The 13746-nt window shown below is 37.8% G+C and carries 14 protein-coding genes; 8 read left to right on the top strand and 6 right to left on the bottom strand.

Features of this window, described 5'->3' with window-relative positions:
• The 5 genes from FFS26_RS16035 to FFS26_RS16015 all read right to left on the bottom strand — a co-directional run bounded on the left by FFS26_RS16035 (position 1) and on the right by FFS26_RS16015 (position 5425).
• A complete protein-coding gene (locus FFS26_RS16035; protein WP_171006333.1) occupies positions 1–897 on the bottom strand; it encodes a 3-hydroxybutyryl-CoA dehydrogenase in 897 nt (298 codons plus the stop codon).
• 10 nt (positions 898–907) lie between these two features.
• Complete coding sequence (locus FFS26_RS16030) at positions 908–1318, bottom strand: hypothetical protein (RefSeq protein ID WP_110011064.1); 411 nt, start codon at positions 1316–1318, stop codon at positions 908–910.
• 31 nt (positions 1319–1349) lie between these two features.
• Entirely contained in the window at positions 1350–2228 is an 879-nt protein-coding gene (bla-A, locus tag FFS26_RS16025) for a CGA/CIA family class A beta-lactamase (protein ID WP_137905546.1), read from the bottom strand.
• A gap of 66 nt (positions 2229–2294) precedes the next feature.
• On the bottom strand, positions 2295–4025 hold the full coding sequence (locus FFS26_RS16020; RefSeq protein ID WP_137905545.1) for a cellulase family glycosylhydrolase: 1731 nt from the start codon (positions 4023–4025) through the stop codon (positions 2295–2297).
• Between the two features lie 437 nt (positions 4026–4462).
• Entirely contained in the window at positions 4463–5425 is a 963-nt protein-coding gene (locus FFS26_RS16015; protein WP_137905544.1) for a Gfo/Idh/MocA family protein, read from the bottom strand.
• Between the two features lie 134 nt (positions 5426–5559).
• On the opposite strand from FFS26_RS16015, the gene FFS26_RS16010 reads away from it, so the two are divergent.
• From FFS26_RS16010 to FFS26_RS15990, 5 genes are all read left to right on the top strand, one after another.
• Positions 5560–6207: a hypothetical protein gene (locus tag FFS26_RS16010; RefSeq protein WP_137905543.1), complete on the top strand. Its 648-nt coding sequence runs from the start codon at positions 5560–5562 to the stop codon at positions 6205–6207.
• Positions 6208–6304: 97 nt separating this feature from the next.
• Positions 6305–6955: a protein-L-isoaspartate(D-aspartate) O-methyltransferase gene (locus FFS26_RS16005; RefSeq protein ID WP_110011068.1), complete on the top strand. Its 651-nt coding sequence runs from the start codon at positions 6305–6307 to the stop codon at positions 6953–6955.
• Between the two features lie 177 nt (positions 6956–7132).
• Positions 7133–7396, top strand: a complete 264-nt coding sequence (locus FFS26_RS16000; RefSeq protein WP_110011069.1) for a prevent-host-death protein — start codon at positions 7133–7135, stop codon at positions 7394–7396.
• A 77-nt stretch (positions 7397–7473) separates the two neighbouring features.
• A complete protein-coding gene (locus tag FFS26_RS15995) occupies positions 7474–8460 on the top strand; it encodes a 2-hydroxyacid dehydrogenase (protein ID WP_137905542.1) in 987 nt (328 codons plus the stop codon).
• Between the two features lie 49 nt (positions 8461–8509).
• Positions 8510–8803 (top strand): hypothetical protein, encoded by a 294-nt coding sequence (locus FFS26_RS15990; protein WP_110011071.1) that lies wholly within the window; start codon positions 8510–8512, stop codon positions 8801–8803.
• Positions 8804–8917: 114 nt separating this feature from the next.
• Here FFS26_RS15990 and FFS26_RS15985 read toward each other — a convergent pair whose 3' ends face one another.
• Positions 8918–9355, bottom strand: a complete 438-nt coding sequence (locus FFS26_RS15985; RefSeq protein ID WP_137905541.1) for an endonuclease domain-containing protein — start codon at positions 9353–9355, stop codon at positions 8918–8920.
• Between the two features lie 315 nt (positions 9356–9670).
• On the opposite strand from FFS26_RS15985, the gene FFS26_RS15980 reads away from it, so the two are divergent.
• The 3 genes from FFS26_RS15980 (at position 9671) to FFS26_RS15970 (ending at position 13578) form a co-directional block, all read left to right on the top strand.
• Positions 9671–11656 carry a urocanate hydratase gene (locus FFS26_RS15980; protein ID WP_137905540.1) on the top strand — a complete coding sequence of 662 codons (1986 nt, stop codon included), beginning with the start codon at positions 9671–9673 and terminating at the stop codon, positions 11654–11656.
• A gap of 15 nt (positions 11657–11671) precedes the next feature.
• A complete protein-coding gene (locus FFS26_RS15975; protein ID WP_137905539.1) occupies positions 11672–12214 on the top strand; it encodes a Crp/Fnr family transcriptional regulator in 543 nt (180 codons plus the stop codon).
• Between the two features lie 602 nt (positions 12215–12816).
• Positions 12817–13578 carry an MBL fold metallo-hydrolase gene (locus FFS26_RS15970; RefSeq protein WP_137905538.1) on the top strand — a complete coding sequence of 254 codons (762 nt, stop codon included), beginning with the start codon at positions 12817–12819 and terminating at the stop codon, positions 13576–13578.
• The last annotated feature ends 168 nt before the right edge of the window (positions 13579–13746 follow it).

Here is a 13746-nt window from a genome sequence, read left to right as displayed (position 1 = left end):
TTAAGATGACTTCAAAAACATTTTTGAAACTTTTTCAGCTTTTTTGCTTTCAGAATAATCGTAAAACCCTTCTCCAGATTTTACACCCAGTTTTCCGGCTGTCACCATATTCACAAGCAATGGGTTTGGAGCGTACTTAGGATTTTTGAAACCGTCATACATTACGTTCAGAATGGCAAGGCATACATCAAGACCAATAAAGTCTGCCAGTTGAAGCGGACCCATCGGATGAGCCATTCCCAGTTTCATTACCGTATCAATTTCTTCTACATCAGCCACTCCGTTATAAAGGGTTTCGATAGACTCATTGATCATTGGCATTAGAATTCTGTTGGCCACAAAACCTGGATAATCATTTACCTCGACAGGAACTTTACCCAAAGTTTTACTCATTTCATAAATGGCATCAAAAGTCTCTTTGGAAGTAGAATATCCCTTGATAATTTCTACCAGTTTCATGATAGGAACCGGATTCATAAAGTGCATTCCGATTACTTTATCAGCTCTTTTGGTAGCCGCAGCAATTTTTGTGATAGAAATAGAAGAAGTATTAGTTGCAAGGATACAGTTGGCAGGAGCCAGTTCATCCATCTGACCAAAGATCTTTAATTTAAGATCAAGGTTTTCTGTAGCTGCCTCTACAATAAGATCTGCAGAACCTGCAGCATCATTCAATGCTGTAAAAGTAGTGATGTTACCTAGAGTTTCAGCTTTTTGCTCCTCTGTAAGGTTTCCTTTTGCAATGATTCTGTCAAGATTCGTAGTAATGGTTTTTAAACCTCTGTCCAAAGCTTCCTGGGATACATCTACAAGATTTACTTTAAAACCGCTTTGTGCGAAAGTATGTGCAATACCATTCCCCATGGTTCCCGCTCCGATAACTACAATGTTTTTAATCATTTTTCCTTTATTTTTTATAGATAGTTAAATTTTTTGCGTCTGTAAGATCCGATTGTGTGACAACAGCTGTAGAGTCAAAGGTAACATTTCCTACACTCTGGTTTTTTTTACTGTTATTCTGGTTGGAAACAGTAGCCGTTAAACCTCTTATCAATCGTTTTTTCTGATTCTTTGTAAGAAAGTCGGTGCCAACATACAATGTATATTCACCTTCTCTTCCCATGCCTTTTTGGATCAGGACTTCCAGGCTTTTGATCTGGCTTTTGTTCTTAAATTCTTTCAGAAAGCTCATCACAGGTTTATCAGAGGCAGGGCCACAGCATACACTTCCGTAGCTGATCTCTAAATAATTCTGATTCTTCTGAGCGTAAAAGAATGTGAAAGCAAACAGAGCCGTTGTTATTATTATTTTTTTCATGTTAAATCGCTTTAAAAATAAGCTTAAAATTTTACTTATTAAAATATTCCCAAACCTCTCTGGAAATATCTGAAATCATCCTGCAGTTGACTGCATCCGTTTCCGTTGAATTACTGACAAATACGGCTAATGCATAATGTTTTCCATTCGGTAAAGTAATGATTCCTATTTCATTTTCCGCACCTGTCAAACCTGCTTTATTTTTCCCGGAAGCTCCCGTTTTTCTTGCCACGGGAGTGTTTTTGGGAAGTTGTTCCACCATTTTATTCAATCCTGTGGAAGTAGACCATAGTACTTTCATCAGATAATCTGTAGATTTTTTGGAAAGTAACTTCCCGTCATAGAATTTTTTGAGGATATCGACTGCTGATTTTGTAGTACTGTAATTTTCATATTGAACATTCCAGTCTTTATGCATGTCTTCTTCATTATATTTGATCTGAAAACCTTGTACCCCTTTGGAATCCATGAATTTCTGAACAGTCTGGGTACCTCCCAATAACCTGAGAAGAATATCACAACCGTTGTTATCACTTTTGGCAACCGTATATTCAATCACTTCACTTAACGGAACTTCTGCATTCTTCCCGGCATATTGATCACGAAGCGGCGACCATGTATTCTCGAGTAAATTTGACTGATCCAGTTTAATTTTCTGATCCAGAGAAAGCTTTCCCTGGTCTATGGCATTCAGAACCGCTGCGGCAATGTGAAACTTGAATACACTTTGCATTGGCAGCTTTTTGTCTGCGTTTTTATTGTATGTAAAACCATTTTCAAAACCTAGGACAGAAACGCCCACAGTAGCTTTTTTGTTCTTAAGGATTGAGTTTATTTTCTGTTCTAATAAAGAAGTCTGGGCAAAGGTAAATGCTGAAATCAAAAGGAAAAAGAATGCTGTTTTTTTCATAATATGATCATTAAAAAAGCCCTCTTCTGAAGACCGGAAGAGAGCTGCAATTTAAGACAATTATTACTATTTTAATTCAAAATAATTCAGATTAACACCATCATTTTCAAAGACAATTCTGATCTTGTTTTCCCCTTTTTGAAGGCTGATGTTTTTTGCTGATACCGTTTTCCAGTTTTCATTTCCACCCGTGGATGCCAATGATACTGTAGCTAAAACTTTTCCTGAAGCCGTTTCAATTCTTATTTTAGAATCGTTGGCCGCAGAATATCTGATATCCATCGAATAACTTTTGTCTCCTTTGGACTGAACTGTGTACTGAAGCCATTCTCCGGTTTCTGTTTTTCCTACATAATACTGATTGGTAACTTTATCATTACATTGATAAATATCCACCCCGTCATTTCTCATCTGCTGTCCGGAGTTCCACTCCGATCTTTTAGCCGGATCACTTACCCAGAGATTAATAAAATCCTTATCCAGATACGCAGCCCCCATTCTTCCCAAATCATATTCTGAAGCAAATATTCTTCCCGGAGCCTGATGATTTCTGAATTGTTTTGTAGAAGCCTCTGTAACCTGTCTGAACATGGCATCAATTACATCTCTTTTAATTTCCGTATTGTTCAGTTTATAATTATCGGCAATCTGTAATAAAGCTTTTTTGGCATACTCTTTAGAAGGCTTTTCACCTCCGTTTTTCCAGTAATCCAACAGCTTTTCATATTCAGGCGTGATTTTTACATTGGTAATTCCCGCGATATTATCAATCTTTTTCATCGGCCAGAAGGCGTATCCTATATTATGCTTGCCCAAAAGCTGAATCAGCTCGGTAAACCATACATTGGAATTCTCACCAGTTTCCCCAAGCCATATCGGCATATTGTGTTTCTCTCTGAGATCCAGCGCAAATTGAATGGTTTGATCATCATTGTAATTCCAGTATTTATGAAAACTGAAGGCCATATTATTATCCCAGATCGCCGGAAGCCCGTTATAATTGTTTCCCCATCCGTTTCCTTCAATAAAAATAATATGTTTTTTATCAACTTCTCTAATAGCTGCAGTGATGTCTTTCTGAAGCTTCCAAAGTGGAGCGTTAGACATTTCATCTGTGCCATTCGGGTTTTTCCCGGTGAAATTGATATTGGGTTCGTTAATCAGGTCATACCCTCCAATCCATGGATTATCTTTATACCGCTCAGCTAGTTTTTTCCAAAGCGCAATCGTTTTTCTCTGGTTTTCTTCATTAGCCCAAAGTGAAGGCTTAGATTTGTCATTATCAGAGATGTTCGCATCATTTCCCTGACCTCCCGGAGCTGCATGCAGATCCAGAATAAGGTATATTTTATTATCGGTGCACCATTGAAGAAGATCATCAGTCATTTTAAAACCTTCCTCCAGCCATGTATCTTTTCCTTTTGCAGGTTCTTTTTCAATAGGAAGGGTGTAAAGGTTGTAATGCATCGGCAACCTTATCGAATTGAATCCTGCTTTGGCTAAAAAGTCGATATCTTGCTTTGTGATTCCATTTTTCAGGTAAGCTTTGTAGAACTCATTCATTCCGTCTTCACCAATCAATTCTGCAATTTTCTCCTTAATCTTATACTGAGGGCCTGCAAAATCAGCAGTTTTCAGCATATATCCTTCCTGCAGCATCCAACCGCCGAGCCCAAGGCCTTTCAATTGAATATTTTCACCTTTATCATTAACGATTTTTTGTCCTGAAGTCTTCAGTAATTGTGATGTCCCAAATTGAGACAATAAAAGTGCGGATAATAGAATGGCTCTTTTCATAGTGATTGTAATGTTTAAAATAATAGGAAAATATTAGAAATAATACGGAATGGTGATCAAACGAGATGAATCAAAGTTCACATCATCGCGTTTGCCGGATATCCATATATGTAAAACAAAATTTTTCAATGCTTTATTGAATTATTCTTCAAATATATTATTTTTTTGTTTTGAAAAGGGTTTTTTATTGATAAATCGTAATTATTGATGAAAAGTTTTTATTTCATTAAAAGTCTTAAAAAATACAAAGCAGAAATTAACAGAATAAATACTATCGCTTCATCAAATCGATTTTTAATCGATTTAACCTTTGCTCATTCAATATACTGCAGAGCTGAGAATGAACCTTTGCGTTGATAAAAAAAATGCTATCTCATAACCATTATTCTGATTATAAGATAGCTTTGTACTATTGCCGCTTAAGAGTCAGCGTATTTTTAACTGATCAGTTTCATAATTTCTAATGCCACTTTCAATGCTTCAGTTCCATCTTCAAGAGAAACTTCTACATTTTTGTCGCCAGTAATCGCATCAGCGAAGGAATTTAATTCGTCCAGAATAGCATTGTTAGGCTGGATATTCGGATATTCAAACAGGATCTGGTTCTTTTCTCCTTCCGCATTTTCAATAATCATATCAAATGGAGTAGGGTTTTCAGGAGCATCTTTCATTCTGATCACTTCAGCCTTTTTCTCAAGGAAGTCAACGGAAATGTAAGCATCTTTCTGGAAGAATCTGCTTTTTCTCATCGCCTTCATAGAAATTCTGGAAGTCGTAAGGTTGGCCACACATCCGTTCTCGAACTCTATTCTTGCGTTGGCAATATCCGGAGTTTTGCTGACTACACAAACACCGCTTGCATGGATATTTTTTACTTTAGATTTAGCAATACTCAATAAAATATCAAGATCGTGAATCATAAGGTCCAATACTACAGAAACATCCGTACCACGTGGGTTAAATTCTGCCAGCCTGTGGATTTCAATGAACATTGGAGTACTGATGTATTCCTTAGTAGCAATAAAAGCCGGGTTGTATCGCTCAACGTGCCCTACCTGTGCTTTGATTCCTTTTTCCTGGCACAAACGAAGAATTTCTTCTGCCTGCTCAAGAGTCTGGGTTACCGGTTTTTCAATAAAGAAATGAAGGCCTTTTTCAATGGCTTTTAAAGCATAATCATAATGATAAACAGTTGGAGTGACAATGTCAAGCATGTCAATCTGCTCAAGCAATTCATCAAAATTTTCAAAATATTTACATCCGAATTCGGCTTCTAATTTTTTTCCGTTCTCAACATCTTTATCATGGAAACCTACAAATTCATATCTATCTGACTGATTAAGAAGTTTTAAATGTATTTTTCCCAAGTGTCCGGCACCTACCAAACCTGCTTTTAACATAGCTGTATTAAATTTTTGTAAAGATAGTGAATGTACATTTATAAAATACATGACTTTTCACTTGGAGATGTTCAATATGGAACCTGTTTATTCATTAATGAAATTACAGTAAATTCACGGTCTGAAAAATAGCTATGAAGAGAATAATTTCGATTGTAATCCTTTCCGGATTATGCACTGCCGGATGTATAGGAGATAGTCCATATGACCCACAGGCCAAATGTGGTATTCCTACAAATCTGATGTTTGAAAAGACAAATAATCGGATTTCCTGGAGCTTTATCAGTATGGGAGAAGGCTATTATGAAGTACAGTATGGGGAACAGGGTTTCTCTTTGGGAAAGGGAACTACAGTGGTCACCAATAAGAACTTCTATAATCTCCCTCTATATAAAGATAACAAATATGACCTTTATGTGAGAAAAAATTGTGGAACAGCTAATGGGCGCAGCCATTGGGCAGGACCTGTTACCGTATTGGCAGGCACTACAACCACCTGCGTAAAACCAGAATATGCAACCTATTCAAAAACAACCTCTTCTGTGAATTCTTCTGTTTTTGATGCTACAGTAACCTGGGAAAATGACGGAGTTTCTGCATATGAAACGGTTTTGACAACAAGTTTTGCTCCTCCTGCAAGTGGAGATCTGGTGTTTGCAGGCCAAAAAGCTGTTTATGTAGGATTAAGTAAAACAGTGAATTATAACTTTTTTGTGAGAAAAAGATGTGCTGATAATACCTTCAGTGATTTTTACGGGCCTTATCCGATACAATGGAATTAATAATAAAAACACAGCAGTCAAAAAAATGGCTGCTTTATTTTTGGGATATTCTTTGTCCCGATTTGAAATCTAATTTCTAATTTCTTACTTTTGTCAAATGCAGGATTCGTTTGTACATAAAGGAAAAAGAAAGATTTTAGTAGACTACCTTCGAAACAGAATTGGTATTTCGGATGAAAATGTACTTTCGGCAATGAATGAAGTTCCAAGACACCTTTTTATCGAAAGTATTTTTGAAGATTTTGCCTATGAAGACAGGGCATTTCCTATTCTCGCCCATCAGACCATTTCCCATCCGTCCACGGTAGCGGAACAGTCTGAATTGCTGAAGGTAAAACCAGGTGAAAAAGTTTTGGAGATCGGAACAGGATGTGGATACCAGACCGCAGTTTTAATGGCGATGAAAGCTCATGTATATACGGTGGAAAGGCAGAAAGACCTTTTTGATTTTTCCAAAAAGAAACTCAGAGAACTTCATCTGTTTCCAAAATTTCAGAGTTTCGGAGATGGTTTTGCCGGGCTTCCAACTTTTGCTCCTTTTGACAAAATCATCGTAACCTGTGGCGCTTCTACATTACCCACAGAACTTTTAAAACAACTGAACATCGGTGGAATAATGGTGATCCCATTGGGACCAACGGATGAACAGGTTTTATACAGATTTACCAAAGTAGGCCCTACAGAATTTGAAAAAGAAGAATTCGGAGCATATAAATTTGTTCCGATGCTTGGAAATACAAATCAATAATGTATTACAGACAAGGACTGGTCAAACTGCTGGTCTCAAATATCTGTTCTTAGCCATAGTTTGTGTTTTTGAAATTCGATAATTAATAAGATTTAATCTTTTTTTAATACATTTTACATCTGTTTCGGAATAAAAATTGGATTCACATGAGAACCCCATCACTAAAATCTTAATATTATGGACACGAACAGATTCAAGGCGTCACATGATTTTAGTAATCTTCAGAAAAATCTGCACAATAACCCGGGATACAGTATAGAAAGCTATTCCCAGCAGGTGAAAGATTACCTTCATGACATGAAAAGCAGGAATCAGGAAGCTACCAAACAAGGATTTATGGCGCAGGCTCAGAAATCTGCAAAAGAAGTTTGGACAGAAATTCAGGAAATTGCTTCTGAAGCCTGGGAGAAAAACAAAGACCATTCGGATGAAGAGAAATAATTTTTTAATATTAAAGTTCAATAACCTTACTTTTTGCGAGTGAGGTTTTTTATTTAAAATAACCAAACCACAGTACTATGAAAGTTTTTATCAATAAAAAAATTCCCGAGACAGGAATTAAAATGCTGGAAGAAGCAGGCCTGGAGATTATAATCCCGGAAAAAGAAAACCTTTCTTATGAAGAATGGCTTAATTACTGTAAAAATACAGATACGATTTTAAGTATTGGCGCAGATTTTAAATATGATAAGAACTTCTTTGAAGCCTGCCCGAATGTGAAGGCCATTGCTCTTTATTCCGTAGGATTTGATCACGTTGACATTAAAGAAGCGACACAACGACACATTCCGGTGGGAAATACGCCAGATGTTCTGAGCAGGGCTACTTCAGATGTTGCTTTTTTACTGATGCAGTCTGTTGCCAGAAGAGCAAGCTATAATTTTCAGAAAGTAAGAGATGATAACTGGGGAACATTTGATCCTCTACATGCCCTGGGCCAGGAATTATATGGAAAAACACTGGGAATTTTTGGATTGGGCCGGATTGGGTATGAAATGGCTGAAAAATCAAAAAAGGCTTTTGGTATGAACATCATTTACCACAACCGCCATCACAATGAAGAAGCAGAAAACGAGTTGGGAGCAGCTTATGTTTCTTTCGAAGAACTGATCAGAAGCTCGGATGTATTGAGTGTACACGCTAATTTTACCCCCGAACAGAAAGAATTGTTTAATTATTCAATATTTGAACAAATGAAGCCGGACTCGATTTTCATCAATACAGCCAGAGGAGGGTTTCACAATCAAAAAGATCTGTATCAGGCACTCGTTGACAAAAAAATCTGGGGAGCAGGCCTGGATGTAACCAATCCGGAACCAATGTCTGCAGATGATCCTATTCTTGGGCTTTCCAGTGTCTGTGTACTGCCTCACATTGGTTCCGCTACTGTTGAAGCCCGAAATGGAATGGCCAGACTGGCAGCAGGAAATATCATCGCTTTTTCACGAAATGAGAAAATGCCGCATTGTGCAAATCCTGACGTTTATTCTCATCAATCATCATAACTTGGAATTATTTTTGTTCTGATAATATAAACCTAAAATCTTAAATACTATGGCACCAGAGAAAAATATTAATGAGCAAAACAAGAGATTAGAACAGATGGATTATAGCCCTAATGAAGATATATTTAAGAGAGAAAAACATATTTCGCTCGATGGCGACGGAAATCCTATTCTGGATGAAGATTTTGATGAAGATAAAATCGATAAAGGCCTGGATATTCCGGGAGCCGAAGACGATGATGAAATGGAAGAAATAGGTGCAGAAGATGAAGAAAACAATTACTGGAGTCTCAGCGATAATGAAGATGACCATGAAGAAGAAAACGATGATGTTTTAACCTAAACTTTAACAATACAAAAAACCGCCTTATTGAATTTCAGTAAGGTTTTTTTATGTGAAATAACAACTAATATGGGTAAGGGCAATTCCCCTCCCTCGGAGGGGTGGATTCAAAAATTAAAAAATTTTTGAAGACGGGGTGGTTCCATAGTGCAGCACAATAAAATCCTCCAATTCCTTCATCACCCAACTCAAATTATTCCTCATATCAAAATCACTGATTCTAAAAACCAACAACCCCAAAGATTCAAGATATTCCTCTCTTATCCCATCATAAATCTGTTTTTCGTCATGGCTTGAACCGTTTATTTCTATAATGAGGCCAAGCGTTTTTACATAAAAATCAACGATATAATTTCCGATAATCCTTTGTCTGTCAAAATCAATGGTATAGAATTTTTTTGCACGGACTTTTTTCCAGAAGATCACTTCTCCCAAAATCCGGGCTTTACGTTTTTCTTTTGATAATGCTTTTAAATAGGGATTGTAGGGCAGGTTTTCAACGAAATTCCTGCGGATAGGAATTCCGTTGATGACGGTGAGGATTTCTTTCATGATTGTGTTTTTAACCACCCCGTCTTTCAAAGTTATTAACTTTGAAATCCACCCCTCCGGGGGAGGGGAATTGAGGTATTTATTCAAATATAGTATTTAATATCAAATGATAGTCGATTTACAGTTTTCATAATTTTGCTTAAACCTTAAACCTTAAACCTTAAACCTTAAACCTTAAACCTTAAACCTTAAACTTTAAACTTTAAACCTTAAACTTTAAACCATTCTTCTCTACGCCTCTTGCCTATATTTCCTATTTTGAATATCTTTAAAACTTCAAACATTGTTTAAAAACATAGACCTTTAAATAGTAATATGACATTCCAAGAACAGATACAGCAGGGGATTCCTAATCAGCTGCCACAACCAAAACCATACGAGACCAATATCAACCATGCTCCGAAGCGTAAAGAAATTTTAGGAGAAGAAGAGAAAAAACTGGCATTGAAGAATGCTTTACGTTATTTCGAACCTAAGTTTCATGCAGAACTGATTCCTGAATTCAAGCAGGAACTTGAAGATTACGGAAGGATTTATATGTACCGTTTCCGTCCGGATTATGAAATGAAGGCAAGGCCTATCACAGACTATCCCGGAAAATCTGAGCAGGCGAAAGCGATCATGCTGATGATTCAGAATAACCTGGATTATGCAGTAGCACAGCATCCACACGAACTGATTACGTATGGTGGAAACGGAGCGGTTTTCTCCAACTGGGCGCAGTATCTGCTGACCATGAAATATTTGTCTGAAATGAGCAATGAACAGACCTTGGTAATGTATTCAGGACATCCGATGGGATTATTCCCTTCTCACAAAGATGCACCAAGAGTGGTTGTAACGAATGGTATGATGATCCCGAACTATTCCAAATCGGATGATTGGGAGAAATTCAATGCATTAGGTGTTACTCAGTATGGGCAAATGACGGCAGGAAGTTATATGTATATCGGCCCTCAGGGGATTGTTCACGGAACGACGATTACTGTGTTAAATGCTTTCAGAAAAATCAAGAAAGAACCGAAAGGAGGACTTTTCGTTACTTCAGGATTAGGAGGAATGAGTGGAGCTCAGCCAAAAGCAGGGAACATTGCTGGTTGCGTTACGGTATGTGCAGAAGTGAATCCTAAGATCACGAAAATCCGTCACGATCAGAAATGGGTGAATGAGATTCATGAAGATCTTGATGCATTGGTAAAAAGAGTAAGAGAAGCACAGGCGAACAAAGAAACAGTGTCTTTGGCTTACCTTGGAAATGTTGTAGAGGTTTGGGAGAAATTTGATCAGGAAGATTTAAGAATCGATATCGGATCAGATCAGACTTCCCTTCACAATCCATGGGCGGGTGGTTACTATCCGGTAGGGCAAAGTTTTGAAGAATCTAATACCATGATGGCTGAAAACCCTGAGTTGTTCAAAGAAAAAGTTCAGGAAACGTTGAGAAGACATGCTGCAGCCATCAATAAACATACCGCAAAGGGAACGTATTTCTTCGATTACGGAAATGCCTTCTTACTGGAAGCTTCCAGAGCCGGAGCTGATGTAATGGCAGAAAATCCGACATTAGGAAGAGAATTCAAATATCCGAGTTATGTGCAGGATATCATGGGACCTATGTGTTTTGATTATGGTTTTGGGCCGTTCCGTTGGGTATGTTCCAGTGGAAATCCGGAAGATCTTCAGAAGACAGATGATATTGCCTGTGCAGTATTAGAGGAAATGGTTAAGAACTCTCCTGAAGAGATCCAGCAGCAGATGAAGGACAATATCCAATGGATCAAGGGTGCACAGGAAAACAAACTGGTGGTAGGTTCTCAGGCAAGAATCCTTTATGCAGACGCAGAAGGAAGAATGAAAATTGCTGAAGCCTTCAACAAAGCCATTAAAAACGGAGAAATCGGACCTGTGGTTTTAGGCAGAGACCACCATGACGTTTCAGGAACAGATTCTCCTTACAGAGAGACTTCCAATATATATGACGGATCAAGATTTACAGCGGACATGGCCATTCATAACGTGATTGGGGACAGTTTCCGTGGAGCTACCTGGGTTTCCATTCACAATGGTGGCGGAGTAGGCTGGGGAGAAGTGATCAACGGAGGTTTCGGAATGCTTCTTGACGGAAGTGATGATGCCGACAGAAGATTAAAATCCATGCTTTTCTGGGATGTAAACAACGGAATCTCAAGAAGAAGCTGGGCAAGAAATGAAGGCGCTGTTTTTGCCATTAAAAGAGCGATGGAAGCAGAACCAAACTTAAAAGTAACACTTCCGAACCTTGTAGACGAAAACTTATTGTAATATAAAAATTCAACATTGGCAACCATCAACAAAAAACTGTTTTCACACCTGAACGTAGAGGATAGTGATCCTGTATGGGAGAAGTTTGCTGAGGTTGAATTTTCAAAGAAAAATATATTTACTGACAACAAAGCCTATCTTGTAGAAGATGGGCTTGTCCGTAAATACTACATCAGCAGCACCTCAGATATCGATACCGAGATCTGTGCAGAATTCTACTTTCCCGGCGATATTTTTACTGTTGAAGAAAAAAGTTCTAATGCCGTTTACGAGTCCATCAACAAAGGACTGGCCTGGGAAATCACCCTGGATGAGGTGAAAAACCTGTTTGCTGTCAATCCACACTGCCGTTTCGTACAGAACTATTATCTGAGCAGAAAGCTCAACGCTGCAATGAAAAGAGAAATGCTTCTGCTGAAAAACACTCCGCAGGACCTTTATGAATACCTGCTGAAGAACAAACCCCATTACATTCAGAATATTCCTCTGAAATACCTTGCCTCCTATATTGGCATTACACCTATTTCTTTAAGCCGGATCAGAAAGCGTATTCATTAGTGTTATTTTTAACGCAACGCTCGCAAAGATTTTTCATTTTAATTTTACGTTCGCAAAGGCGCTGTTGCTCAGCAATGGTATAATTTTTTAGCTGAATGAAATGCCCTTGCGATCGAAAAAATAGACATCATTAATATATTCTTTGCGTACATCGCGTTTATCTTTCTACATACCTATTCATTAATTATCTTTTGTTTATTGCCTTGTCTTCGTAAGCCTTAACGCAACGTTCGCAAATGTGCTGTTGCTTAGCAATGGTATAATTTTTTAGCTGAATGAAATGCCCTTGCGATCGAAAAACTAGTCATCATCAATATATTCTTTGCGTACATCGCGTTTATCTTTCTACATACCTATTCATTAATTATCTTTTGTTTATTGCCTTGTCTTCGTAAGCCTTAACGCAACGTTCGCAAAGGCGCTGTCGCTCAGCAATGGTATAATTTTTTAGCTGAATGAAATGCCCTTGCGATCGAAAAAATAGCCATCATTAATATATTCTTTGCGTACATCGCGTTTATCTTTCTACATACCTATTCATTAATTATCTTTTGTTTATTGACTGGCCTTCCGTAAGTTTCTTCCTTTGCTGAAAAAAGAATATGGAAATACAAAAATTAAACTGGGCAGGTGTAAAACTCACTTCACATAACAAAACCATCTTAATAGATGCTGTAGAAGATTTCTCTTATTACAAACCCGTTTTGGGAGATGCTGTAGAAAATCTCATAGAATTTTCAGACCATGTACAGGCAGATTATATCCTGTTTACGCATATGCACCTTGACCATTTTGATAAAGGTGTCATCAGGAAATGTTTAAAGAAAGATGGAAAACTGATCGTCTACGCAGGACTGGAAGCTATTGTAAGAAAACTTGTACCTGATGTTGAAATGATCGTCCTGAATCTTGATGAAACCTTCACAGAAAACAATATCACCTTCAAACCGGTATTTGCGATGGATGGAGTGGGAGAAATACAATCTTCCTGGATTGTAGATGATGGTGATACTAAAATCTTTCACGGAGGAGATACCATCTGGCACAACCAGTTCTGGAAGCTTGGAAAAGAAAATCCCAATATAGATTACGCTTTCTTACCCGTAAACGGAGTAGTAGTAAATTTCGAGATCATTGGATTAGAATACAGCCCAGTTCCCGCTTCCCTCAATCTGAAAGAAGCCTTTGCTGCAGTTCATCTTCTGCACGCCAGAAAGCTGGTGCCTATCCATTACGGATTGTTTGCCCACGAGAAATGCTATATTCCTCAGGTGTTTGATGAGCAGGATTTGAAAAATATTTCTGAGGAAGTGGGACAGGAGTATTTGATTTTGAAGGATGGAGCTATGGTGGTAGAATCTTAATTGATATTTATAAGGAAAACTGTCATTCTGAGTGAAATGCAATGGAATGAAGAATCTCAACATCAATAGGAACGGGCTATTTTCCTGAGCATAGTCGAAGGAAGCCTGTTTTCTTTTGTGCGTAATATGATTGGCTTTAGCCGAAATTTAAAATTAAGTTTTGGCTTC

Origin of the sequence: Chryseobacterium sp. 2VB (assembly GCF_005503635.1) — a bacterium.
GTDB classification, from domain to species: Bacteria; Bacteroidota; Bacteroidia; order Flavobacteriales; family Weeksellaceae; genus Chryseobacterium; species Chryseobacterium cupriresistens.
This window is presented reverse-complemented; position numbering and strand designations above follow the sequence as displayed.